Annotated in this window: 21 protein-coding genes; 16 read left to right on the forward strand and 5 right to left on the reverse strand. The window is 41.0% G+C overall.

The annotated features are described in order from the left end of the window. Positions 1–8 precede the first annotated feature (8 nt). The 3 genes from lpxB (at position 9) to ACPZ3T_RS17925 (ending at position 3,024) form a co-directional block, all read left to right on the forward strand. The gene (lpxB, locus tag ACPZ3T_RS17915) at positions 9–1,172 is read left to right on the forward strand and encodes a lipid-A-disaccharide synthase (protein WP_490270820.1); all 1,164 of its coding nucleotides are present in this window, start codon (positions 9–11) and stop codon (positions 1,170–1,172) included. 43 nt (positions 1,173–1,215) lie between these two features. Then, on the forward strand, positions 1,216–2,487 hold the full coding sequence (locus ACPZ3T_RS17920) for a DNA cytosine methyltransferase (protein ID WP_490270821.1): 1,272 nt from the start codon (positions 1,216–1,218) through the stop codon (positions 2,485–2,487). Between the two features lie 267 nt (positions 2,488–2,754). Beyond that, on the forward strand, positions 2,755–3,024 hold the full coding sequence (locus ACPZ3T_RS17925) for a hypothetical protein (RefSeq protein ID WP_490270822.1): 270 nt from the start codon (positions 2,755–2,757) through the stop codon (positions 3,022–3,024). 171 nt (positions 3,025–3,195) lie between these two features. Here ACPZ3T_RS17925 and ACPZ3T_RS17930 read toward each other — a convergent pair whose 3' ends face one another. Together ACPZ3T_RS17930 and ACPZ3T_RS17935 are read right to left on the reverse strand one after the other, a co-directional pair. After that, on the reverse strand, positions 3,196–3,771 hold the full coding sequence (locus ACPZ3T_RS17930) for a DUF924 family protein (protein ID WP_490270823.1): 576 nt from the start codon (positions 3,769–3,771) through the stop codon (positions 3,196–3,198). Between the two features lie 2 nt (positions 3,772–3,773). After that, positions 3,774–4,331 (reverse strand): SRPBCC family protein, encoded by a 558-nt coding sequence (locus tag ACPZ3T_RS17935; RefSeq protein ID WP_490270824.1) that lies wholly within the window; start codon positions 4,329–4,331, stop codon positions 3,774–3,776. A 368-nt stretch (positions 4,332–4,699) separates the two neighbouring features. Between ACPZ3T_RS17935 and ACPZ3T_RS17940 the strand changes: the two genes are divergently transcribed. The 10 genes from ACPZ3T_RS17940 (at position 4,700) to lpxD (ending at position 16,961) form a co-directional block, all read left to right on the forward strand. Continuing rightward, positions 4,700–4,894 (forward strand): hypothetical protein, encoded by a 195-nt coding sequence (locus ACPZ3T_RS17940; RefSeq protein ID WP_490270825.1) that lies wholly within the window; start codon positions 4,700–4,702, stop codon positions 4,892–4,894. Between the two features lie 212 nt (positions 4,895–5,106). Continuing rightward, positions 5,107–6,336 (forward strand): BaiN/RdsA family NAD(P)/FAD-dependent oxidoreductase, encoded by a 1,230-nt coding sequence (locus ACPZ3T_RS17945; RefSeq protein ID WP_490270826.1) that lies wholly within the window; start codon positions 5,107–5,109, stop codon positions 6,334–6,336. Continuing rightward, the gene (locus ACPZ3T_RS17950) at positions 6,291–6,497 is read left to right on the forward strand and encodes a hypothetical protein (RefSeq protein WP_490270827.1); all 207 of its coding nucleotides are present in this window, start codon (positions 6,291–6,293) and stop codon (positions 6,495–6,497) included. The genes ACPZ3T_RS17945 and ACPZ3T_RS17950 overlap by 46 nt, the downstream gene beginning before the upstream one ends. A gap of 308 nt (positions 6,498–6,805) precedes the next feature. Further along, positions 6,806–8,029: a glycosyltransferase gene (locus ACPZ3T_RS17955; RefSeq protein WP_490270828.1), complete on the forward strand. Its 1,224-nt coding sequence runs from the start codon at positions 6,806–6,808 to the stop codon at positions 8,027–8,029. A gap of 406 nt (positions 8,030–8,435) precedes the next feature. Continuing rightward, complete coding sequence (locus ACPZ3T_RS17960) at positions 8,436–9,635, forward strand: glycosyltransferase family 4 protein (protein WP_490270829.1); 1,200 nt, start codon at positions 8,436–8,438, stop codon at positions 9,633–9,635. Between the two features lie 158 nt (positions 9,636–9,793). Beyond that, positions 9,794–11,968, forward strand: coding sequence for a GumC family protein (locus ACPZ3T_RS17965; RefSeq protein WP_490270830.1), 2,175 nt, complete (start codon positions 9,794–9,796; stop codon positions 11,966–11,968). 8 nt (positions 11,969–11,976) lie between these two features. Further along, positions 11,977–13,446, forward strand: coding sequence for an O-antigen ligase family protein (locus ACPZ3T_RS17970; protein WP_490270831.1), 1,470 nt, complete (start codon positions 11,977–11,979; stop codon positions 13,444–13,446). 67 nt (positions 13,447–13,513) lie between these two features. After that, the gene (locus ACPZ3T_RS17975) at positions 13,514–14,620 is read left to right on the forward strand and encodes a glycosyltransferase family 4 protein (protein ID WP_490270832.1); all 1,107 of its coding nucleotides are present in this window, start codon (positions 13,514–13,516) and stop codon (positions 14,618–14,620) included. A gap of 230 nt (positions 14,621–14,850) precedes the next feature. After that, entirely contained in the window at positions 14,851–15,825 is a 975-nt protein-coding gene (locus ACPZ3T_RS17980) for a glycosyltransferase family 2 protein (protein WP_490270833.1), read from the forward strand. Between the two features lie 98 nt (positions 15,826–15,923). Beyond that, positions 15,924–16,961 carry a UDP-3-O-(3-hydroxymyristoyl)glucosamine N-acyltransferase gene (gene lpxD / locus ACPZ3T_RS17985; RefSeq protein ID WP_490270834.1) on the forward strand — a complete coding sequence of 346 codons (1,038 nt, stop codon included), beginning with the start codon at positions 15,924–15,926 and terminating at the stop codon, positions 16,959–16,961. A 143-nt stretch (positions 16,962–17,104) separates the two neighbouring features. Here lpxD and ACPZ3T_RS17990 read toward each other — a convergent pair whose 3' ends face one another. Next, complete coding sequence (locus ACPZ3T_RS17990) at positions 17,105–18,010, reverse strand: CoB--CoM heterodisulfide reductase iron-sulfur subunit B family protein (protein WP_490270835.1); 906 nt, start codon at positions 18,008–18,010, stop codon at positions 17,105–17,107. Positions 18,011–18,331: 321 nt separating this feature from the next. On the opposite strand from ACPZ3T_RS17990, the gene acpP reads away from it, so the two are divergent. From acpP to tkt, 3 genes are all read left to right on the forward strand, one after another. After that, on the forward strand, positions 18,332–18,583 hold the full coding sequence (gene acpP, locus ACPZ3T_RS17995) for an acyl carrier protein (protein ID WP_490270836.1): 252 nt from the start codon (positions 18,332–18,334) through the stop codon (positions 18,581–18,583). Between the two features lie 157 nt (positions 18,584–18,740). Further along, positions 18,741–19,994, forward strand: coding sequence for a beta-ketoacyl-ACP synthase II (gene fabF / locus ACPZ3T_RS18000; RefSeq protein ID WP_490270837.1), 1,254 nt, complete (start codon positions 18,741–18,743; stop codon positions 19,992–19,994). A 726-nt stretch (positions 19,995–20,720) separates the two neighbouring features. Next, positions 20,721–22,733, forward strand: coding sequence for a transketolase (gene tkt / locus ACPZ3T_RS18005; RefSeq protein ID WP_490270838.1), 2,013 nt, complete (start codon positions 20,721–20,723; stop codon positions 22,731–22,733). A 288-nt stretch (positions 22,734–23,021) separates the two neighbouring features. On the opposite strand, the gene ACPZ3T_RS18010 is transcribed toward tkt, so the two are convergent. Both ACPZ3T_RS18010 and ACPZ3T_RS18015 read right to left on the reverse strand, forming a co-directional pair. After that, entirely contained in the window at positions 23,022–25,016 is a 1,995-nt protein-coding gene (locus ACPZ3T_RS18010) for a S8 family serine peptidase (protein ID WP_490270839.1), read from the reverse strand. A gap of 196 nt (positions 25,017–25,212) precedes the next feature. Continuing rightward, positions 25,213–25,959, reverse strand: a complete 747-nt coding sequence (locus ACPZ3T_RS18015; RefSeq protein ID WP_490270840.1) for a class I SAM-dependent methyltransferase — start codon at positions 25,957–25,959, stop codon at positions 25,213–25,215. Positions 25,960–26,000 lie beyond the last annotated feature (41 nt).

The following is a 26,000-nucleotide window of genomic DNA, read 5'->3' on the forward strand; positions in this document are numbered from 1 at the left end:
AATTTTAAATGCGGATATTTATCAGCACTGGTGAAGTGTCTGGCGATTTGCAAGGATCGCTATTGATTGCGGCGATGAAGCGTCAAGCTGTGGCGGCTGGGTTGGAATTAGAGATTGTTGCCTTGGGTGGTGACAAGATGGCTGAGGCTGGGGCGAAGATTTTGGGGAATACCAGTGGTATTGGTTCAATGGGTATTCTGGAATCTTTGCCTTATGTGTTGCCAACTCTGATGGTACAACGCAGGGCGATCGCCTATTTAAAACAACATCCCCCAGATTTGGTAGTGCTAATTGACTACATGGGGCCAAATCTTGGCATCGGTACTTATATGCAAAAGCATTTACCAGATGTGCCGGTGGTGTATTACATTGCGCCCCAAGAGTGGGTATGGTCGATGAGTTTACAGAATACTACCCGAATTGTGGGCTTTACAGATAAGTTACTGGCTATCTTCCCAGAAGAAGCCCGTTATTTTAGCCGCAATGGGGCTAATGTCACCTGGGTAGGTCATCCCCTCATTGACCGGATGCAAAACGCTCCTAGCCGTCACGCAGCCCGTGCTAAATTGGGGATTGATTCGGAGCAGATAGCGATCGCACTTTTGCCAGCTTCCCGCAAACAAGAATTAAAATATCTCCTACCAGTGATTTTTGCGGCTGCCCAAACTATCCAAGCAAAATTACCAGCCGTACATTTTTGGATTCCCTTATCTTTGGAAGTGTATAGACAGCCCATAGAGGAGGCAGTCAAGCGTTATGGGTTGCGGGCTACAGTTATATCAGGTCAACAAAAAGAAGTATTTGCGGCGGCTGATTGCGCCATTACTAAATCTGGCACAGTTAACTTAGAACTAGCTTTATTAAACGTGCCGCAGGTGGTAGTTTATCGTTTACATCCCCTCACAGCCTGGATTGCTAGAAAAATCCTCAGAGGTTCTATTCCCTTTGCTTCGCCACCTAATTTAGTGGTAATGAAACCAATAGTGCCGGAGTTATTGCAAGAACAAGCAACCCCAGAAAATATTATCCAAGCCGCAATGGAATTGTTGCTTAATTTTGAACGCCGACAGCAAACCTTGGCAGATTATCAACAAATGCGCCAGTATTTGGGAGAATTGGGAGTATGCGATCGCGCGGCTCAAGAAATTTTGCAAATGCTAACAGACTCCTGAATCAATTCAAAATACCCTAGGGGATCTTGCTAAAAAATTCAAAATGAAGAGTAAGCGGAAAAGACCAATAGCAATAGATTTATTTGCTGGTGCGGGAGGGCTAAGTTTAGGATTTGAGCAAGCTGGGTTTGATGTAAAAGCTGCCGTTGAAATCGATCCGGTTCATGCTGCTGTTCATAAGTTTAATTTTCCCTATTCCGTTGTATTACCTTGTTCAATTACTGAGTTATCAGGGAAAGATATTCGAGAAAAAACTGGAATTGGCAACCAAAATATAGAAATTATTATCTCTGGTTCTCCCTGCCAAGGTTACTCCTATATGGGTCGTCGAATATTAGAAGACCCAAGAAATTTTTTAGTAAAAGATTTTATAAGATTAGTTTTAGAGCTAAAGCCTTCTTATTTTGTTTTTGAAAACGTCAAAGGTTTTACAGTTAGTAAATATCAATCATTTTTAGACGAATTAATCGAAACTTTCACCAATAATAATTATCAAATCTGTTTACCCTGGAAAGTCCTTAATGCTGCTTATTATGGAGTACCACAAAAGAGAGAAAGACTATTTCTAATTGGCGCAAAGAAAAGTTTTGTCTTGCCTGAATATCCTGCTCCCTGTAGTCAACCACTTTCTGAGAAGTTAGCTAATCGTATTTTACCTCTTACTCCATCTTGTTGGGATGCCCTCAAAGATTTACCAGAAGCAGAAGAATTTGAGGAATTGCTATATAGTGATTGCGTGGAAACGGAAAAATGGAGCAATCCCAGCAACTATGGGCGAGAAATGAGATGTTTAGATGATCGAAGCTGGCATTTTGGCTATAGGAGAAATTGGAATCCTTTGCTTTTGACTTCTAGTATAAGAACTAATCATTCATCAATCTCACGAGCTAGATTTCATGCCACAGAACAGGGAAAGAAAGAACCTGTTTCTCATTTCTTCAAATTGTCCCAAAATGGCATAGCTAATACCTTAAGGGCAGGAACTGATGCTGCTCATGGCTCACACACATCACCAAGACCTATTCATTATAGTAGTCCTCGCTGTATTACTGTACGAGAAATGGCACGATTACATGGGTTTCCTGATTGGTTTCGTTTTCACATTACAAAATGGCACGGTGCGAGACAGGTAGGAAATTCAGTTCCGCCACCATTGGCGAGAGCAATAGGTGCAGAAATTATGAAATGTTTGGGAATCAATCCCACTACTCCTGAAGATGTTTTAGATTTGGGAGATCCCAAACTTTTATCAATGACTGCCAAACAAGCTGCAAATTATTGGCAGGTTACTATATCAAGCAACTACCCACACTGACCATTATGTCAGGAAATGTAGAAGCAGAAGCAGCCATACTGAGGGGCATCCTAGTAAATTTTAAAACATTTTTAGAAGATGGGAAATAATAATACTAAAACTTGCTCAAAATTATAACTATAGCTAGATGAATATTTATCTCTAGAATTTTATTTTCTCAAATAAATAAAGACTCGTTAATTCTGGGACATCAAACCCGGAATATTTGAGTAACTAAATGTAGGTGTTATTAAATACAAAAATAAAAATTTCTGGGGATAAAATTTTATGTCTTTACAACAGGTGAATGATTTTTATGAAGTTTTGATGTTGGATTCCTCTATTTATGAAGCATACTTTAATAAGTGTTGTAGCAGAGGTTTGTTGGGCAGTTGGCATTGGAACACAACTACAATAGTCAATTTTGCAGCAAGTCTTGGTTATCAATTTACTGAACATGAATTAACTTATGTATGGTTTGAAAGTGAGCCTATCTCTATTCATGATTCAGTGAGTGAATCCAAACAAAGTAAGTTACTGGAATTAGCTACAGTTTAGGATTAAGTAAATAAACCAATACGGTTCAGTTAACAAAATGTAGGGGTTTAAGTAGAATAACTTGAAAAAACCAAACCATGTAAAGTAATGTAGAAAAAAGAAAAAATTGCATTTAGTTCGTAGTAAGGACTTTAGTCCTCTCATAAGGACTAAAGTCCTTACTACAAACCTTTAAAACCTACTTCCTGGTTGTTGAAGAAATTTATGTTCCTCTGGAGTTGAAACGCGTCCCAAAATACTATTGCGATGGGGAAATCGCCCAAAACGCTCAATTACTTCTAAATGTCGCCAGGCGTATTCAATAGGTGAAGCACTATCGGGATCATGACTCAATTGCTGAAACAACTTCACAGATTCCTGCTGATCAGTTAGGTTTTCGCTGTGTTCAAAGGGTAGATAGATAAACCAGCATTGTGTAGGCAAAAATTCATGATCGTAGCTTTGAGCAACCGCGTGTTTAGCGGCTGAAAGTGCTTGTGCGTCAGTTGCAAATGCTTGTGGTGTACCCCGAAACATATTTCGGGGAAACTGATCTAGGAGCAAAATCAAGGCTAGACAGGTTTTTGGCAAATTTAGCCAGTCGTCTAGATATCCGGTTGCAGCTTGTTGGTAATCTTTGAGAAATCGATGTTTTAACTCTTGATAAAACTCTGCTTGCGGATTAAACCAAAAGCTTTTGGGTTTACCGTAATCTGGTTGATGAGGATGACCAAACCAAAAGTCTAAAATTACCTGTGCCTGAGACATGATTATCTATTTTGACACATCACTTGTCTCATATTACGCATATTTGCGGGCAATTCCAAGTTCATGGCTTGTTGAATAAAAATTGCTGGGATGGGAATTTTGGGGGTAGCTTGAACAGTATAAGCGAGTAAAGTTCCCTTGCCACAGTCTTTTAATTCAACATTGGCTGCAAAATCGGAAAAACTGCCTTTCTCCATGTGAAACTGCACTTGATGTCCGATTACTTCGACAACGCTGAGGTAAATTTCTACTTGTGCGGTTAAAAATAAAAAGGCTTTTTGCGCTGTTTGATAGAGGCGTTTTACTTCACCTCGTTGTAGAACTTCGCTTTTTGTAATGTCAGGAAAGTATAATACCCAACGGGGATAGTCAGTAATTTTCTGCCATACCTGCGATCGCACCATTGGTAAGTACATACAAGCACTGACTGCACCACCCCAAACAGTATGGGATTTTGTCTGTACTAAAATTTCACCTTGCATCATCAAGCGTTGCTGTTCTTGATTCCAAGTCATACCCGAACCTGTGAGCAATTGTTCTGAGATATGGATTACAGACATAAATTTGTTTCCGTTACTCCTCAAGTTCACCATCTGCGTAGGTTGTGAATTACAACCTCATTAATATTTAATTCCAGTTTTTAGACCAGTTTTTCGGAATTAATTATGTCTGGTAATTATTCTGAAATTATGCCGGAAATTCCGTGTTTTCAATTACAAATATCATTGATACTTCAGCAGTAGAAAAAATTAGACTACTACTTCATCAAAAATTTAAGTTAGACAGACTTGAAGGGTGAAAAAATTTATCTCTATAAAATATTGTATGCAATTCCATAAACCCAGAACCTTAAGAATATCCCCAAATATATGAAAATAATTGTTAGTCTGTCAATGTATATGAAATGCTCAATTGAGAGGAAAATAGAATGAGTCAATCTTTCCTAAACCGTCTACTAACTCAGGCTTTTGGTGTGTTTCTGGGCATGGGGATAGCTGTGTGGTTACTCAGGGGCTTTGGTTTAATCACCTTTATTCCTGGAGGAGTAATTTTACTGCTGCTGCTGGGGGCGATCGCCATAGGTTTAATTTCCTATGCCCAAAGAACCTGGTGGCGGTTTTAAATATATATTCGAGATGAATCAATTCACAACATCAGCTTAAATCAGTTATCAACGGTAGGACTTAGGCAAGTGTCACAATTGATAGTTGGTGCGTGACGCTGTAAGTCTTATAACTACGTTCAAATACTTTCGTAGCGTCACACACCCTACGTGAATAGGAATTAATTCTGTACTAGCCTAGAGAGTAGATATTTATTTGAGATGCTTGAGAATTGCTAGGTTTAAAAATTGTAGTTATTGGGGGTGGGGCAGCAGGATTTTTTGGAGCGATCGCTTGTGCAGAATCCAATCCTGAAGCCCAAGTTACTTTACTCGAAGCCAGTCGTGAACTGTTGGCTAAAGTCCGTATTTCTGGGGGGGGACGCTGTAATGTTACCCATGCTTGCTTTGAACCACAAGCACTAGTCCAAAATTATCCTAGGGGCGGTAAAGCTTTGCGTGGTGCGTTTAGTCGTTTTCAAGCCCAAGATACTGTAGCTTGGTTTAGTGATCACGGAGTTAAACTGAAAACTGAAGCTGATGGTAGGATATTTCCCATCAGTGATAGTTCAGAAACGATTGTTAACTGTCTGATGAATACCGCCGCCGCCGAGGGGGTAGAAATTTGGACTGGTGCAGCTGTGGTTGGTGTTAAACGAGTCAGTCATGAATTTGAGGTGAGTTTAAAATCCGGGGAGATCATTAAATGCGATCGCCTACTATTAGCAACCGGTAGTAGTCACATCGGTTATAAAATCGCTAAAGAATTGGGACACCACATCGAACCACCAGTCCCGTCATTATTTACATTCAATATTTCTGAAGCAAAACTTCAGGCGTTGGCGGGGATTAGTGTGAACCCTGTACGGTTGCGGTTATCTGTAGAAAATCAGCCAATCTTAGAACAAACAGGATCATTACTCATCACCCACTGGGGTTTAAGTGGCCCGGCTGTACTAAAACTTTCGGCTTGGGGTGCGAGATTGCTACATGAAAACCATTACCAAGCGACTTTGGTAGTGAATTGGTTGCCTGAACTCACACAAGAACAAGTCCGGCAAAAAATCTTAACAGTCAAGAATGAATGGGGAAAAAAAGCGATCGCCTTACATCGGGGAGTAGATTTACCTCATCGTCTCTGGCAATACATGATTAACCGTGTAGGTATTACCACAGATGACCGTTGGGCAGAATTACCTAATAAAACTTTAAATTTATTAGTGCAAGAATTAACTCAGGGGAAATACTTAATCGATGGTAAAGGAGTCTTTAAAGAAGAATTTGTCACCTGTGGCGGTGTAAATCTACAAGAAGTCAACTTTAAAACGATGGAAAGTAAACTAGTGCCTGGGCTTTACTTAGCCGGAGAGATTCTTGATATTGATGGCGTAACAGGTGGATTTAACTTTCAAAGTGCTTGGACGACGGCTTATTTGGCGGGGAATGCTATGAGTGGGAATTAGGAAGGGGAGCAGGGAGCAGGGGAGCAGGGAGCAGGGGGCAGGGAGACAAGGTAGACAAGGGAGACAAGGGAGACAAGGTAGAAATATTTACCCCAATGCCCAATGCCCAATGCCCAATGCCCCATGCCCCATGCCCAATTCCCAATTCCCATTTTTTATAAAGTTATTGTGAAGCTACTTTAAAGTCCCTTCACAATAATTACTGATATCTTCATGGATTGATCTAGTAAAGGGTTCGTAGATAGTTGTTATAAAATTCTGAAGCTTTTTATCAAAGATTTTTTTGTCCCGAATGTAAAAGTTTAGTAAAGACTTTGATCATAAAGTGACTTTTCAACATAGAGATACTACGATAAGTCTGTGTATGTTTCAGTACAGTTGTTGCATAAATTACGGCTAAGTTTCAGTATTTTTTCTAATTGATAAGTTTTGACTTTGTATGCAACAAAGTTCCCTTATGGTGTGAGTAATGCGTAAACCAATTCTAACTATTTTTTACCAGTTCAATCCCTGGTACAGTTCGATAGGAGGCATTCAGACATTAATCAATACCTTTATCAAGTATGCTCCTACGGATTTTGAAGTGCGGCTTGTGGGGACAACAAGCGATCGCTCTCAGCCTATGGGTAAGTGGCAACAAAAAGAATTTGCAGGCAGAGAAATTAGTTTTTTACCTCTATTTTTCATAGAAAACGATGATTTTAGAGGTTTGATACCTACCACGATTAAGTATGCAGCCGCTTTGGTTGGGCGTAATTACGCTTCAGATTTTATGCACTTTTACAGAATCGAACCAACCATAGTCACCCGTCACTGGCAAGGACAAAAGACTCTGTTTATTCAAAATGATATTCAAGCACAGATTGCAGCCAAGGACGATAAAAACGCAATTCTGTGGAGAAAGTTTCCCGCCGCTTATTTCGCTTTAGAAAAGATGTTGGTAGATCAATTCGATCAAATTTACTCTTGTAACACAGACTCAATGAAACTTTATCAACAGCGATATCCTAGCTTGCGAGAGCGGGTAACTTTTCTCAAGAATACCTTTGATGAAGAAATTTTTTATCCCTTACCCTCCGACAAACGAGAACAGGGAAGACGGGAATTAGCTATGCAGTTGGGATTAGCTGAAAACACCCGCTTTATTATGTTTGCAGGCCGTTTACATCCCCAAAAAGATCCCATCCTCCTCATTCGTTCCCTAGCGGCTTTAGGGGACTCCAACATTCATTTATTAATGGCTGGTAATGGTGAGTTAGCCGAGCCAGTTCGTAATGAGATTACCCGACTAGGATTAGCAGCACGAGTCACAATGCTAGGAGCAGTTCCACAAAAGCAACTAGCTGATTTACATCGTGTGTGTCATGCTTTAGTGCTGAGTAGTGCCTTTGAGGGGTTGCCTTTTGTAGTGCTTGAGGCTTTGGCTTGCGGTGTACCCATAGTAACTACTCAAGCTGGTGAAACACCAAAGTTACTATCCTCTGATAGCGGTATTGTTTGCGAAGAACGTACCCCAGAGTGTATTGCCAATGGTTTACGCGAGGTAGTAATGAATCCAGAACGTTATCCAACCTCTGCCTGTGTAAGAACTGCCCAACCTTATGCTGCTAGCACTGTCATCAACGAAGTGTATAAAAAAATGTGGCAAAGTTGGGAAACAAAATTAGGCAACAAAGTATTGAGTTACACCTAGTTGACTTCTAAGTAATTCAAAAAATCTTTTATTCCTATGTAGGCAGGGGGCAGGGGGTAGAGGGCAGGGGGCAGGGGGTAGGGGGCAGGGGAGACAAGGTAGACAAGGTAGACAAGGTAGATAACGGGATGTGCAACTTATTATTAAAACCCCTCTCCATAGAGCGAAGCTCTTCTCGTAGAGTACCTCCGAACAGCAACTGTAGAGACGTTGCATGCAACGTCTCTACTTTGATTCTTGCTCCCCTTCCCACTCCTTCGGAGAAGCAAGCTATGTAGGGAAGGGGCTGGGGGTTAGGTTGGAGAGAAAGTTGCACACGGCGTTAGATAACTATTTTTTATCCCCATTCCCCATTCCCTATTCCCTATTCCCTATTAATGATCTCATTCTTCAAGGCTAATTAATTATGAGAGTTGCAGTAATTGGTGCAAAAGGTATACCACCAAAACAGGGTGGCATTGAACATTATTGTGCGGAAATTTATCCGCGAATGGTGTCACAGGGACACAGTGTAGATTTATTTGCTCGCTCATCTTACACAGAGAGTTTTGGCTGGGAAAATTATGATTTTCAAGGGGTGCGAGTCATTTCTTTTCCGGGTTTGAACTACTATTATGGTTTGGATGCTCTAGTCACCTCAGCGATGGGAGCGATCGCAGCTACTGGCAATAAATATGATATTATCCATTTCCATGCTCTAGGCCCAGCTTTATTTACCTGTATACCTAGAATCGCTAATTCTGCCAAAATTATAGTTACTTGTCACGGTTTAGACTGGCAACGAGCTAAGTGGGGTAGTCTATCTACAAAGCTGATTCAACTGGGAGAAAAGGCAGCCGTGCGGTTTGGACATGAAATGATTGTGGTATCAAAAGCACTGCAAACATACTTTTTGCAAACATATGGCAAAGAAACAGTCTATATTCCCACTGCGCCAGCTAATTATGGTGAGTCAGATCCCAATTTTCAATATGGTACTAATCTAGGACTAGAAAAAGGACGTTATATTCTGTTTTTAGGAAGACTTGTCCCAGAAAAACGTCCTGATTTGTTAATTGATGCTTTTTGTGCATTGAACCAAAGAGGATGGAAACTTGTTTTGGCTGGGGGTGTGAGTGATACTAAAACATTTACTAGCCAACTTCTAGAAAAAATTGCCCATCAAAAAAATATAGTCTTTGCTGGGGAACTGAGAGGTTCTCGTCTGTGGGAAATTGTCCGAGGCGCAGGTTTATTTGTTCTGCCTTCTGATGTCGAGGGTTTACCTTTATCAATGCTAGAAGCTATGCGAGAAGGTATTCCCATTGTAGGTAGTGATATTCCACCTCATCAACAACTATTGGCACAAGAGCGAGGAATATTATTTAAAGCTGGCAATTTAGACTCTTGTATTTCTGTTTTAGACTGGGCTTTACGTCACCCAGAAGCACTAGCACCAATAGCAAATAAAGCTCAAAATTACGTCAATCTCAACTACAGTTGGGATTATGTCACCTCGGAAACTTTGCAAGTATATCAACAAGTTTTGCAATCTTCGGAGATTTCAGGGCAATTGCAGGCACAAACCAAAGATATGGATTTAGCAAAAGTTGGATCTAAGAAATAGACAATTCCCATCATAATCTATTTAAAAACCGAATCCGTGAAAGTAATTAACTTGTATTGAGTGCTGTGGTCATCAGGTATGATACCGAGTAGTTAATATTCTTTAATACTTTTGTTAACGCTTGATAATCCAATCTGAAAGAAATTAAGGTATAGGTAATGGGAAAAGGTATTTCCACCTTATTAGCAGTATTACAACGCAGAGGTTTGCCAGCCTTGTCTACTTTAGCGGCGGTGATTGGCGCATCGGTTGCTTACTTGGCTGTAGCTCCGCGTTTTTATGAAACATCAGCAAGACTAATGGTTGATGCTAAAGGTGTCAGTGTTTCGGAATTAGGACGTGATTTAACACAACCTTCTGTTGTAGGACGAAGTAGCAACCCCCTAGCAGATCAAGCTGAACTAGTGAAATCACAGGCTGTTTTGGATAAGGCCATACAGAAGTTAGTTTCCCAAAACAAGAATAATGCTCATCCAATTGAGATCAAACCTACAGATATTATTTCCTCATTGAAAGTTAGTATTATACCTGCTACTAACATTCTGGAATTGAATTATTACAACCAAAATCCTGAGTTTGCGGCTGAAGTGCTAAATGCTGTTTCTCAGGCGATGGTTGAGGAAAATATTCAAGCGATTAGCTCCGAGGCGACTAAAGTTAGACAATTTTTAGAAAAAGAAGTGCCACTAGCTCGGAATCGCTTACAAAAAGCAGAAGCAGCAGAATCTCAATATAGAAGGCAAAGCGGCGTAATTGCCGATACAGAACAAACCCGGAGTCTAGTTGAGAGTTTAAAGAATCTGGAAGACCAAGAAAGGATATTATTAGCTCAAGTACAAGAAGCGCGATCGCGGGATGATTCCCTCAGAAAACTAACTGCTACAAAAAACATCAACAAGGCCTATACGTCTGTACGTAGCGGTCAAGATGAACAACTCAAAGCCTTAAGAGCTAAATTAACACAGTTAGAAACTCAACTCATCGAAGCTCGTTTACAGTTTACAGATAATCATCCCAGGGTTGTATCCTTACTAGGACAGCGAGATCAAATTCGCAATCTGTACGCGGAGGAAGTAGCACGGCTATCACCAGCAAATGAAACGGCATCTTCTGATGATGTGGCATCCGATCAAATCAGTCAAAATCTTACCACTCAACTGATAAATAATGAAGTAGAGCGGCTAGCACTGGAAAATAAGCTACGAGCAGTCCAGTCAATGAAAGCTAACCTCCAAGAGCGTTTAACAGTGTTGCCTCTCAAACAACAACCACTCACCACCCTTATCCGTCAACGGGAAGAAGCCGCAGAGTCTTTAAAATTGCTACAAAGCAAGCTAGAAGAAGCACGGATTGCGGAAGCCCAAAAGGTCAGTAATCTCAGAATCATTGAAGTAGCTCAAGTTCCAACTGCTTATGCTTATCCCAAGCGATCGGTTGTATTAGTTATTGCTATCTTCTTTGGTAGTATTCTCGCTACTGGGGTAGTGTTGCTCTTAGAGTTCATGGACAACAGACTCTATGATGTTGCAGAGGCAGAAGAACTACTCAAATTACCACTATTAGGAGTTTTACCACGTCTGCCAGCTACCAAGCTCACCCTCGAACCAGCCGAAAAATTCTTAGATGATGTAGGCTTAGTTGAGCCTTATCGGATGCTGCTCAAAAATCTAGAGTTTCGCAGTACTGATAAATTACAGATTGTAGTCGTAAGCAGTACCATCGCTGGGGAAGGTAAATCAGTTGTAGTATCCCATTTAGGTGCTGTTGCAGCTATGCTATCTCGCCGCACACTGATTATAGATGCAGATTTGCGAAGACCTGTACAACATACACTATTTAATCTACCTCCCAAACCCGGAATCACCGATATCATCAATGACAATAGATCACTACTAAATGCCGTCCAGTCAACAGATATTGACAACTTATTTGTATTGACTTGTGGTGAATTACATGGTAGACCTTCCCAGTTACTAGACTCTGAAGCCATGAAGTCCCTAGTAGCTGAAGCGGCATTACATTACGATTTAGTCATTATCGATACACCACCCCTAAGCGTTTGCGCTGATGCTTCTACCCTGAGTCAATATAGCGATGGAGTCATCATGACTACACGTCCGAGCGTCACCCTCAAAGAATCCTTGCAAAGAGCCGTAGTAGAACTTAATCAAAACCGCATACCAATTCTGGGCGTAGTTGTCAATGGTATGACAACGGAAACAGAAAAATATTATCGCTATCCTATTGATGATAACCAATCTTTCCTATCCCGGCCTTTTAAAAGGTTGAACTTATTAGGAAGTAGTAGAGATTCCCAAGATGATTTGAGGTAAAGATCACAATGTTAACTAATAAAAACTCAAGTCATTATTCTCACTTGGGAATCTTAGTTGGGTTAACAGGTATTGCTATTGGCATAGTCACGGGTTTTATCCTTGGTGTTAACCCATTGTTAATTGGCTTGCCTATATTTGCCGTAGCTATTATTGTCTGGTTTTTTGGGAAATTTGAGCAAGCCGTTATCGGTTTATTAGTTGTGCGTAGTGCTTTAGATACATTCTCCGCGCAACAAATTCCCGCCGCTTTTGCAGTTGGTTTAAGTGGCTTGGCATTGTTATATGTAGCTGTGTCGTTATTAACAAATCAAGCGATTAAAGTAGATAAATTTTGGTGGTTTTTTGCGGGATGGGTAGCACTACAAGGAATGTGGGTAGTCTTACTACCATTAGGAGGACTAGGTTTAGATGGCACATATCTCATAGAAGGTGTGCGTGAATGGACGCGTTTATTTTCGTGGTTAATGGTTTATTTACTCGTCATGCAGTTGAAGGGAAAATTACCACCTCAAACACTAATCACGGCTTTGTTTTTGAGTCTTGTGATTCCCCTAACAGTCTCACTCATGCAGATGTTTTTACCTGGTTCACTTTTACCTTCATTTCTGGCTCAAGGTAGCATCAATACAGGTGAATTAGCATCAGCTTCCCGTATTCGAGGTACTTTAGGACATCCTTCATCATTTGCCACTTTTTTATTACTATTTATTGCCTTAACTTGTTGGAAAATCAGTAACACACCAAAACGTTGGCCTTGGTTATGTTTGCTTGGTATACTTGCTTTCTTTTTTGTCAGTACCAAAGCTTTAACTATGACAGCTATGCTATTTGTGTTTGTCTTGGTAATGATTATTCCTAAATTAAATTTAATCAAATTAATTGGGGGATTTTTACTATTAGGATTAGTAATTGTTTTATTTGTCAGTACAGAATTTGGACGAGAACGCCTTGGTTCACTCACAGAGACACCAATTTTAAATTCTGATATAGAGGTATGGCGAGCAATTTTACTGTCTTGGACAGATGGCAATAGTTTTAACTGGAGAATAGCGCAATGGCATTTTATGTTGGAGGCATGGAAGCAGTCTCCATTACTTGGTTATGGACTGAATACAGCCTCTTATTTAACTGTATTAAGAAACGAAGCTCACAATGATTATCTCCGAGCCTTAGCCGAGGGAGGAATAGTAGGATTTACAACATTTATCATCTTTCTGGCGGCTCAAGTTTATCGCCTTGTCAATATTATGTCTACTGCCAAAAAAAATAGCTCACAGCAAAACTTTTGTTTTATCTTGTTGGCTGTTTTCATGGCTATGCTGTTGGGAATGTTGACTGACAATATCTGGAAGCACACTACTCTTTTATTTTATTGGTGGCTTTCTTTAGCTGTCGCTGGTTGGGATTGGGATGAAATGCCATTAGCGGATAATAATTTAACTAACTGGAAACATCCTGTTCAACAAATTAAATAAGTTCAAATAACAATCAAAACAATTACCAAACATCACGGAATTTATCTTTTAAAAGTATCAATTCATTATGCAAATTAAAAATCTGGTAGTTACAGGCGATAAAAATATGATTCATCGCCATAAATTTTTATTTCAAGAAATGTCACCTTATTTTGACGAGATTAATTACGTTCATATTGATGATTTATCTAACCTGAAAATAATTAAAAACACTTTTAAATCTATTTACCGGACTTTTCCATTTATACCTATTAAACGGGCTAGTACATTTCTCAAAAAACCTCAAGTTTTTATTAAAAAATCACAGCGATTAGAGAAAAAGATTAGAAAGTTAAATTATCAGCCAGATTTCGTTTTTCATATTTACGGTATGTTCAGCCCCTTTTGGGAAAAATTTGATATACCTTATGGTGTTTATTTAGATTATACAATGGCTCTTGCTAGGAAAAATTGGCTTCCTTGGACTCCCTTTAAGACAGAAGCGGATTTCCAAGAATGGATACAATATGAAGCTCAAACATATAGAAATGCTAGTCTTCTGTTTACTAAAAGTAACCGAGTTAAAGATTCGTTAATTGCAGATTATGGTGTAGATTCTAGCAAAATTACAGTCCTATATTCTTCAGGCCAGTTCTTAGAGACTTATCAAGGAGAGAAAAATTTTGGCAGTAAGCAAATTCTGTTCAATGGTTCTGATTTTGAAAGGAAAGGCGGGGATTTATTATTAGCTGCATTTCAAAAAGTTAGACAGATAATATCTGATGCTAAGTTGGTAATTGTAGGAGATATTTTACCAATTAATCAAGATGGTGTATCAAGTTTAGGCTTTGTATCTTCATCTGTAGAGATGAGAAATATTTTTTTAGCAACAGATTTAGTAGTTTCCCCAGCACGTTGTGAACCTTTAGGACTTTTCTTAATAGAATCCATGAATCATGGCATTCCCTGTATTGTATCAAATCAAGATGGTATGCCAGAAATTATTGAACATGAAGTTAATGGAATTGTGATTTCTCAACCAACTGTGGATACATTAGCAGAACAAATTATTTATTTACTTACTAACAAAGATATTTTAGAAAAAATGTCTATGAATGCAAGACATAAAGTAGCTACTCAACTAAATTGGAATGTAATTGCTAAGAAATTAGCCAATACACTGTTGCTTTCTTAACGCAACATCATAAGTAGAACGACTTGGAAAAACCAAACTATGTGAAGTAATGTACAAAAACTGGTATCTAGTTCGTAGTAAGGACTTTAGTCCTTATTAGAGGAATAGATTACTACAAAGATTGAATTATTGGTTGGTGCGTGACGCTATAAGTTTGATAACTATGTTTAAATATTTTCGCAGCGTCACACACCCTACAGACAAAATATTCTGAAAGGAAAAGAATCATTATGCCCAAAGTATCAGTAATTATCCCTGCATATAATGCAATGTCTTTTTTACCATTAACTTTAGATAGTGTTTTGAAACAAACTTTTAGTGATTATGAGGTAATTATTGTCAATGATGGTAGTTCTGATGGTATTGAAGAATGGTTTACTCAAGTTACAGATTCCAGGGTGAAATTGATATCACAAAATAATCAAGGGCCTGCTGCTGCACGTAATAATGGCATTATCAATGCTCAAGGAGATTACTTAGCATTTTTAGATGCTGATGATATTTGGGAATGCACAAAATTAGCAAAACAGGTTCGGATTTTGGCAGAAAATCCAGGCGTGGGTTTAGTCTATAGTTGGGTAGGTTCAATTGATGCTCAAGGCAATATTGGCAGCAAAATCCGTAATAATATTGCTGAAGGTAATGTTTGGGAAAAAATTCTAGAACATAATATTATTGAGTGTGGTAGTAATCCGATGGTACGCCGGAGTTGTTTTGATGATGTGGGTTTTTTTGATCCGCGTCTCAGCTATGCTCAAGATTGGGAAATGTGGATTAGAATTGCTTCTCGTTACAGTTTTAAAGTAATTAATGAAACCTTAGTTTATTATCGCGCTCATCCGAATAACCGTTCTAAAAACTGGAAAATTATGGAGGATAACTATAAAATTGTCTTTGAAAAAAGCTTTGCTGCTCCTCCAGAAAATTTAAATGATTTGGATGTAAAAAAGTTAGAAAATAGAATTTATGGTTTTGCTAATCTGCGGATTGCATGGAAAACTTTGCAAAGTGGAGAATGTGACAAGGCTGTACATTTTCGTAAACAAGCTGTGATGATATACCCAGAATTACGCTATGTACGTAATTATAGAATTTTGAATTTTGCAATTATTTTAGTCAGTATTTTAGGAATTAATGGCTATAACAAAATTAGGAATTTAGTATATAACCTGATGAGAGGACGAATATCAAGTATTGCCGGATAATTGTGTGGTTAACTTATTGAAATTAAATGTTTTATGATGGAAGTGGCGTAGTATAATTTTGCTTTTCTACAGAAGATAAATAAATTAAATACGCAAATATGAAATTGAGCGAAATTATACACCACTTTGGTGACTCTGCCATTGACCATAGCTTGAAAACCAATGCCAACGACCCCGATATTGTAGGGGTAGCAGCCATTGATGAAGCAACAGATGGTACTATTAGCTACGTAGAAAGTGGAAAATTTGTATCTTCGATCGCTACGACGAAGGCTAGTGCATTAATTTTACCAGATGATCAAACAATACAAGCCAAAGCCGAAGAACATGGTATACCCTGGTTAGCGACAAAACAACCTAGATTGTTATTTGCTCAAGCGATCGCCATCTTTTATCAACCATACCATCCCGCCCCAGCTATTCACCCCACAGCCGTGATTCACCCGACAGCAAAAGTTGGTGAAGATGTCTATATTGGCCCCCATGCAGTAATTCAGGAAAGAGCCGAAATCGGTAATGGCGTAATTATTCATCCCAACGTCGTCATTTATCCTGATGCCAAAATAGGCGATCGCACAATTTTACACGCTAACTGCACCATCGAAGAACGCAGCCAAATTGGTGCAGATTGTATCATCCATAGCGGTGCGGTAATCGGTGGAGAAGGTTTTGGGTTTGTCCCAACTAGGACTGGTTGGTACAAAATGGAACAATCTGGTTACGTAGTCTTAGAAGATCGTGTAGATATAGGTTGTAATACTACCATTGACCGTCCATCGGTAGGAGAAACCAGAATTGGCAGTGATACCAAGATTGATAACCTAGTGCAGATTGGACATGGTTGTCAAATTGGCAGAGGTTGTGCGATCGCCGCCCAAACTGGTATGGCTGGCGGTGTAAAATTAGGCAACCGGGTAATTTTAGCCGGACAAGTTGGCATTGCTAATCAAGCCAAATTAGGAGATGGTGTAACCGTTTCCGCTCAAACCGGTATTGCACATGATGTTGCAGCAGGAGAGATTGTTTCTGGTACTCCGGCTGTTCCCCATAAGCTATATCTGAAAGTAGCTGCTATTTACAAGTATTTACCAGAAATGTATCAGATGTTTAGACAATTGCAACGGCAGCACAAATGAATAGGGTGTAGGGTGATAAGTAATGAGTAATGAGTAATGAGTAATGGGTATTTACTCATTACTCATTTAATTTCCTTTACTAGCCTACCCCTACACCCCTACACCCCTAAACCCCTAAACCCCTACACCCCTAAACCCCTCCTTCAAAACCCCAATTTTGCTAAAACGGGTTTAGTAGAAACAATATGCCTATCTAAACCCAGTTCTTTTGGACTAACTCCCAATGCTAAAGCAATTAACTGTGGTAAATGTAACACTGGTAAACCTAATTTTGTGCCAATTACCTTTTCTACTTCTGGTTGACGAGAATCTAAATTGAGATGACACAGAGGACAAGGAGTTACTAGACAGTCAGCACCCACTGCTAAGGCTTCTTGGATGTGCATCCCAGCCATCTGAAAAGATTGAGTAGTCGCATAGCTAGACAAAGGCCAGCCACAACATTGTGTTCGACCACGATAATAAATTGGTGTTGCACCTACAGCCTCAAAAATATTTTCCATTGCTTGGGGGTTGTAAGGATCTTCATCGCCGAGAGACTTTTGAGCGCGCAGTAAATAACAACCATAAAAAGCCGCACACTTTAACCCAGATAACTTGCGGGTGACACGTTGGGCAATTTTTTCTAACCCATAATCTCTAACTAAAGCATAGAGGAGATGCTTAACTTCTGTAGTTCCACGATAAGGTAAACAGCCTTCTTTTTTTAACAAGCCATTCACCTGTTCAACATATTCTGGATGACTGCTGTGGAAATCTTGCAAGCGGTCATTGACGCGACCTATAACACCCTGACAGGTACTGCAATGAGTCAATAAGGGTAAGTTTAATGCTTCTGCTAAAGCGATATTTCTGGCGTTAACGGTATCTTCTAAAAGTTGGGAATCTTCTTTAAATGTACCTGAACCGCAACAAGCTGCTTTTTTAAGTTCAATTAGTTCAATTCCCAAGGCTTGAGTTAAGGCTTGAGTTGACTGGTATAGTTCCCCGCAAGCACCTTGAGCGACACAACCAGGGAAGTAAGCATATTTTAGCGTCTGAGATAGCATAAAAATAAATGTCGTTGAGGGCAACTGCCCCGATGATAACTTTTTTATATCTCTCACCAGAGATACTGAGGCAGGAATGTATTTTTTTTTGGACATTCACCCAAAATTTAGTAAAAATTGTTAACAACCCCTAGAAAAAAAGTTCTGAGTTACGAGTTCTGTTAGCTGAGTGGGAAGTCTATCTTATTTCAGCACTGAACTATATTCCAATTTTGGGCGGGGACGTATACGGGCGATCGCGCTTTCCGATAAGATGTATATGCTCAAAACGATGTCACCCATAAAGAGCAGACCATAGCAACTGGTAAGGAATTTTATTTTATGAGTCAAGCAGAGACATTTGAAAAAGTCAAGAAAATTGTTGGCGACCAGCTGAGTGTTGAGGCTGAAAAGATCACTCCACAAGCTAATTTTGCTAATGATTTAGGAGCAGATTCCCTAGATACAGTGGAATTAGTCATGGCTTTGGAAGAAGAATTTGATATTGAAATTCCCGATGAAGCCGCCGAAAAAATTACAACCGTTCAAGAAGCAGTGGATTACATCAACAGCAAAGTTGCCGCATCTGCTTAAACAGAGATTGGAGATTGGGGACTAGGGATTGGGGATTGGGAATTAGGGATGAGGTAAGTTTTTTCCTGTTCTCTGAATAACCTACCTGTAGCTAGTCCCCAGCCCCTAGTCCCTAGTACCTAATTTTTGCAACTTTCTCGCCATCTTGTACTGAGTCATGACAGATTATAATCGTAAACGCGTTGTTGTAACTGGTGTTGGCGCGATTACACCTATTGGTAATACACCTGCTGAATATTGGGAAGGATTGTTAAGCGCACGCAACGGCATTGACTACATCACTTTCTTTGATGCTTCTAGTCATGATTGCCGCATTGCGGGTGAAGTCAAAAATTTCGATCCCCATGAATATATGGAGCGCAAAGAAGCCAAGCGCATGGATCGATTTTCTCAGTTCGGAGTCGCAGCAGCCAAACAAGCACTTGCAGATGCCAAGTTAGTTATTAATGAACTCAACGCTGAACAGGTAGGAGTTATTATCGGTTCTGGTGTAGGTGGCATTAAGGTCATGGAAGACCAGCAAACCATCTACCTCAACCGTGGCCCAGATCGCTGTAGTCCATTTATGATTCCCATGATGATCGCTAATATGGCGGCAGGGCTGACAGCAATTCATACTGGTGCAAAAGGGCCAAATAACTGTACTGTAACAGCTTGTGCTGCTGGTTCTAACGCCGTTGGGGACGCATTTCGCATGATTCAAGGCGGTTATGCTCAAGCGATGATTTGTGGCGGGTGTGAAGCAGCGATTACGCCCTTATCTGTAGCTGGTTTTGCAGCTGCACGCGCCCTTTCCACTCGTAACGATGATCCTACTCATGCTTGCCGTCCCTTTGATCGTGATCGTGATGGATTTGTCATGGGTGAGGGTGCGGGAGTGTTGATTCTCGAAGAATTGCAACACGCCCTCAGTCGTGGCGCACGTATTTATGCGGAAATGGTCGGTTATGGTATGACCTGTGATGCCTACCATATCACTTCCCCCGTCCCTGGGGGTGAAGGGGCAGCTAGAGCCATCCAGTTAGCACTTAAAGATGCAGGTATCACCCCAGATCAAGTGAGCTACATCAACGCCCACGGCACTAGCACCCAGGCTAATGATGCCACAGAAACCGCAGCTATTAAAAGAGCTTTGGGCGATCATGCCTACAAAATTGCCGTCAGTTCCACTAAATCAATGACAGGACACCTATTAGGCGGTTCTGGGGGTATTGAAGCAGTAGCCACAGCCTTAGCGATCGCTAACGATCAAATTCCACCTACAATCAATATCGAAAACCTTGATCCAGAGTGCGATTTAGATTACGTACCCAATGTTAGCCGCGCTCTCAAAGTTAACGTGGCTTTATCCAATTCCTTTGGATTTGGTGGTCATAATGTCACCTTAGCCTTTAGAAAGTATGTTGACTAAATGAACAGGCTTAGGAAGCGGGTGAGAGAAAAAAGGTGTGGGGAGTGTGGGGAGTGTGGGGAGCGTGGAGGGTAATTTTTTGGATACTTAGCTAGAAAATCCTACACAAAATTTTCGTTCACCCCTAGGAAGCACAGAGGCAGAGGCAACAACAAAACTCAGCACAGTTTCCTGGCCAGAGTAACGCTAACAACATCGATCACAAGAAAATTGAGAGTTCACAATTCAGGAGACAGAATAGTTCAAAAATTAAGAGATAATGTGAGCAGTCAAATTAATCATCACAAACCTGAATGAAGAATCCAGAATCTCAAGTTCAGAAATCTTGAATTTTTATATTCTGCATCCTGATTCCTGAGTTCTCAATTTTTCTGGACTTCTAAGTTTTCCATGTTCACGAAATAGCCGCAATGATCATCTGTGTCGGCTATCCTGTCATCAACATAAAAATAGTATCGTAAATCTCATTTCCCAATTAGCCAAGGGTTCAAGTTAACCTAATTTTAAGCTTGATTAATTACCACCAACTTAGGATATCCCGCTTGTCCATGCACAATTGGGAATGGGATGATGATACTGTAGGGGAACTTCTATCAGTTAACACTCAACAGTTATCAACATAAAATTTACTGCTGATAACTGATCATTGATAACTGATAACTGTTAAAAACCACCCCCGTAAGAGTAGCTCCAAGAGTACTAACCCGTCGTTAAAAATAAGAAATTATGGCTGTTGCAACCCAAACCCTCGAAGAACTTTGTATTAATTCGATTCGTTTCTTAGCTGTTGATGCTATAGAAAAGGCAAAATCGGGACACCCAGGACTGCCGATGGGCGCAGCTCCGATGGCTTTCGTACTCTGGGATCGCTTTATGCGGTATAACCCCAAAAACCCCAAATGGTTTAACCGCGATCGCTTTGTTTTGTCTGCCGGTCATGGTTCAATGTTGCAGTATGCTCTACTGTATCTGACAGGCTTTGACAGCGTATCTATTGAAGATATCAAGCAGTTCCGTCAATGGGAATCTAAAACCCCAGGACACCCCGAAAACTTCGTCACTCCAGGGGTAGAAGTAACTACAGGCCCCCTCGGTCAAGGTATTGCCAATGGTGTGGGTTTAGCGATCGCTGAAGCTCATTTAGCTGCTAAATTCAACAAACCCGATGCTAAAATTGTTGACCATTACACCTACGTAATTTTAGGTGATGGTTGTAACATGGAAGGCGTTTCCGGTGAAGCTGCTTCTTTGGCTGGTCACTTGGGCTTAGGTAAACTTATCGCCCTGTATGACGACAACCATATCTCTATTGATGGTTCTACAGACGTTGCCTTTACTGAGGATGTTTCTAAACGCTTTGAAGCTTACGGCTGGCACGTCCTCCACGTTAAAGACGGTAACACCGATTTAGAGGCGATCGCTAAAGCTATCGAAGAAGCAAAAGCTGTCACCGATAAACCCACCATGATTAAGGTGACAACTATTATCGGTTACGGTTCTCCCAACAAATCTAACACTGCTGGTATTCACGGTGCAGCTTTGGGTGGAGACGAAGTAGCATTAACCCGGAAAAATTTGGGTTGGGAACATGAGCCATTCGTCATTCCTCAAGATGTCCTCGACCACACCCGCAAAGCTGTAGAACGCGGCGCAGGCTACGAAACTGATTGGAACAAAGCCTTTGCTGACTACAAAGCTAAATATCCCCAAGAAGCGGCTGAATTTGAGCGTTACCTCAGTGGTAAACTCGCTGACGGTTGGGATAAAGTATTACCCACCTACACCCCTGAAGATAAAGGCATTCCCACCCGGAAGCACTCCGAAACCTGCCTGAACAAATTGGCGGCGGTTGTTCCTGAACTCATTGGTGGTTCGGCTGACTTAACCCACTCTAACTTGACCGAAATCAAGGGTAAAGGCGACTTCCAAAAAGGACAATACCAAAACCCCAACATCCACTTTGGTGTGCGGGAACACGCGATGGGTGCAATCTGTAACGGTATAGCGTTACATAGTTCAGGTTTAATTCCCTACGGTGCTACCTTCCTGATCTTCACCGACTATATGCGGGCTGCTATTCGCTTATCCGCCTTGTCTTTAGCTGGTTCGATTTGGGTAATGACTCACGACTCCATCGGTCAAGGTGAAGACGGCCCCACCCACCAACCCATCGAAACCTTAGCTTCTCTGCGCGCTATTCCTAACTTGACAGTGATTCGTCCTGCTGATGGCAACGAAACATCTGGGGCTTATAAAGTAGCGATTGAAAGAGCAAAACAAAATGATCCTACTTTGTTAGCCTTCACTCGTCAAAACGTCCCCAACTTGGCAGGTACATCTATGGAAGGTGTAGCTAAAGGTGGATATGTTGTAGTAGATTGCAATGGCACACCAGATTTAATTTTGATTGGTACTGGTTCAGAATTGAACCTGTGTGTAACTGCTGCTGAAAAACTCACAGCCGAAGGTAAGAAAGTCCGTGTTGTTTCTTTACCTGCTTGGGATTTATTTGAAGCCCAAGATGCAGCTTACAAAGAGTCAGTTCTACCTAAAGCTGTAACTAAGCGTTTAGCTGTGGAAGCTGCTAGTAGCTTCGGTTGGCACAAGTACATTGGTACTGAAGGCGATACTGTGACAATTGACCGTTTTGGTGCTTCCGCTCCTGGCGGCATTTGTTTAGAGAAATTTGGCTTTAGTGTTGATAATGTGTTAGCTACAGCTAAAAAATTGTTGGGCTAATCGCAACGGAATATTTTCTTAAACTACTCACCCCTCAACTCAGTAGGGGTGAGTTTTTACTTTTGATAACTTCTATCTTGCACCATTCTCAATAAGCCCTAAAAAACCGGCTTTCTTTCTAAGCTGAGGGATTTGCAAGAAACCCCTAAAAAACCGGGTTTCTAAACGAAAGATTAAGGTTTCTAAGCTGAGGGATTCAAGAAAGCCCTAAAAAACCGGGTTTCTGAACGAAAGATTAAGGTTTCTAAGCTGAGGGATTTGCAAGAAACCCGGTTTTTAACCCAGGTATTAACCTGCAAACCCAATTTGAATAGTCAAACTGCGAATTTTGCCTATATCGACTCTGGCTTTATCTGTGACTTCCAATGTCCAACTTCCTTGGGGAATTTTACCTTTGAGGGTAGCTAATTCAGGGGTATTGACTTCATCGTAGGTGGTTTTGATGTTGTCTGTAGAGCCGCCTTGACGATTATGGAGAACTATCGGTAACACACCTAATTCTGCGGGAGGAATGAGATTTACGATTAAGTCGCTAATGTAGGTATGTTCAATATCTACCTCAACTTTGATAGATTTAATTGTCTTGGTGTTAGCGATCGCTAAACTCAATGTAGATGTCTGCAAATCTTTAATCGGGACATCCTGCACGGCTTTAAAAATACTTACCGGTTCAGGTTGGGGGGGTGATGCTAATTCTACGGCTTTGAGGGCATTCACCCGACCATAACCATAAAAGGGGCTACGTCCATCAGCATTATAATTGCCGTTAGCTTCGTCAATGCGATCGCAGGAGCGTTTAATGATATCTTTGACCTCATCCCAACGTAAATTAGGATTACGGGAAATAATCAAAGCTGCTACACCAGCTACCCCAGGACACGCGCTGGAAGTGCCACCAAAACTATTAGTATAGTTGCCTAGTTGGTCGCCCAGTCTGAGATTACCTGAATTGTACCCTACTAACCCGGTGCGATCGCTTGTCCAAATGCCGGGGGTTTGAGAACTGTAGCCATGATTACTTGGGAAAGCGCACCACACAGCATTGCCAAAGTCACTATAAGCACTTCTTGTCCCGAAGTCGTTACAAGCAGCCACAGCAATTACTTTCGGGTAGCTGGCGTAACCGTCATTATCGACGCTCTCATTGCCATTCCCGGCTGCAAATAAAATCACGCATCCTTTACCATTACGCCCTTGATTAAAAGCGTATTCCATCGCCAACCGTGTAGAATCAGGTAAAGGCACTTTTTGCTGATGACCTGGGTGGTTAGGTTCCCACCAAATTCCATCCGGTGGCCCCCAGCTACAAGAAATGACATCTGCACCATTTTGGGCTGCCCAGACAAAAGCGTCTGCTTCTTCTTGTGAACCCAACGCCGACACAAATCGAATCGGCATGAGTTTGGCTTTTGGTGCTACACCGGATGCACCGAAGTTACCATTGCCACAGGCGACTCCGGCGCAGGCTGTACCGTGATGATCTGAATTTCCTGGGCGGGGGTTATCAGTTCTTCTAGTTACATCTCGTGGAGCGACAATTTTACCAGAGGAACGGAACTCCTCATGGTCAATATCAACACCATCATCAATAATTGCAATAGTTGTCCCCGCACCTTCGCTTAACTTCCAAGCTGCTTCCACATTGGCATGAGCATTAATCACCTTACCATTAATTGTGGTTTCCTTGAGATGCCACTGCTGGGGGAAAACTTGACGTTGCCGAAATTCTCGGACTAACTCAGGATGGCAAAGCTCTACTGATTCCTCATTCAGTAGTCTTTCAGCTAAGTCAAAAACCGCTAAACCAGTATTTGCAGGCGCACTGACAAAATAGGCATTGCGAGCATAATTAAGTTGACGTTTGATGGTTAAATCATAACGCCGCAAAACGTCCTCACAGGTATTAGCTTCGATTTGATTATGGAACTTAACAAATAAGTTTTCGGTGTAAACTACTGGTTGCTGGGATTGAGGATCAACCAATACCCTGCCAGCAAATTGGATGTCACCTTCTTGATTTAAAATTTCCCTAGCTTGGTCACGTAAACCTCCATCTTGATGGGGTGCTTTTACTTCCAGAACTTCTACACCTGCTGGGCGAAATCGTGCCGTTACCTGAAATTGGTCGAGAATATGACGAGCTTGTGGTGAGACAGATGCCACTTCAAAGGGTCTATCTCCCACAAGCACATTACGGGTTTCGGTACGAACTACAATGTGATTATCGCTAATCACAAGTTCATACTGTTGCCCGTTCTGGCCACCATAGCGAACCTGAACCATAATTTAATCTCCTGGTATGCAGTTCAATCTCAGCCTCTGGTTGGTGTGTGCATATCTGGAATGAGTCACCCACAAACCGCAGCTGAGACACTATTTACTATTAGCCACTAAATACAAGCCTGCCCTTGATTTTTCCAGAATCTCGGTAATAGAAGTTACAAAATCTCAAGAAAAAGCAATATTAGATATTTTTAGCCTAGCTCACCTGCATAATATAAAACGTATAACCGTAAAAATTGCTGAATTTCTTAAATAATGCCATCTCTTCTTCGGTTTCACGAATCACAGATTGATTAATTGGGGTAATTGCCATTTCCTGTATGCGCTGGCGCAGTGGTTCGTAGTAATTAGTCCACCAAGCACTACTAGGTAATCTTTGAGTAGAAAGGACGCTGAAACCTGCTTTTGTAGCCCGATGAATATTTTCCGCCTCACTACCCATCATCGGATAAGCTGTGTTCCAATATGCGATCGCACTTTCAGGTACTTGATCACTAAACCAACTGATCTCTGAGACTACCGCAATACCGTTATTTGCTAACAATGGTCGCCAGAGTTTCAGAGCCTGTTCAAATCCCAGGTTATATGCAGCACCTTCAGACCAAAGTAAATCCACTGAAGCATCTGGCCAATCAAGTTTACCCATGTCCCCATGAATTGGGGTAATCAGATGCTCAATTCCAGCCTGTTGGGCGCGGATTTTGAGTTCCTCAATAAAAACAGAGGAGAAATCCACCGCCATAACGTTACATTGATAGTATTGCGCCAGTAGCAATGTACCCGCACCGCTTCCGCACCCAAGATCAGCAATGCGTGGTTTTGCTGGTAAAGCAGGCAGATTACGTAATATTTGGCGTGAGAAATCTGCATCACCCGGCCCTTGGCGTTCAAGTCCACGATGTAAATTGATCAAGGCGGTAATATACTCGGTTTGATTTTCCATATTTCTGGGGAATTTTTGATCAACCTAATAATTGCCAACAT

The organism is Aliinostoc maniaoense (genome assembly GCF_058172895.1).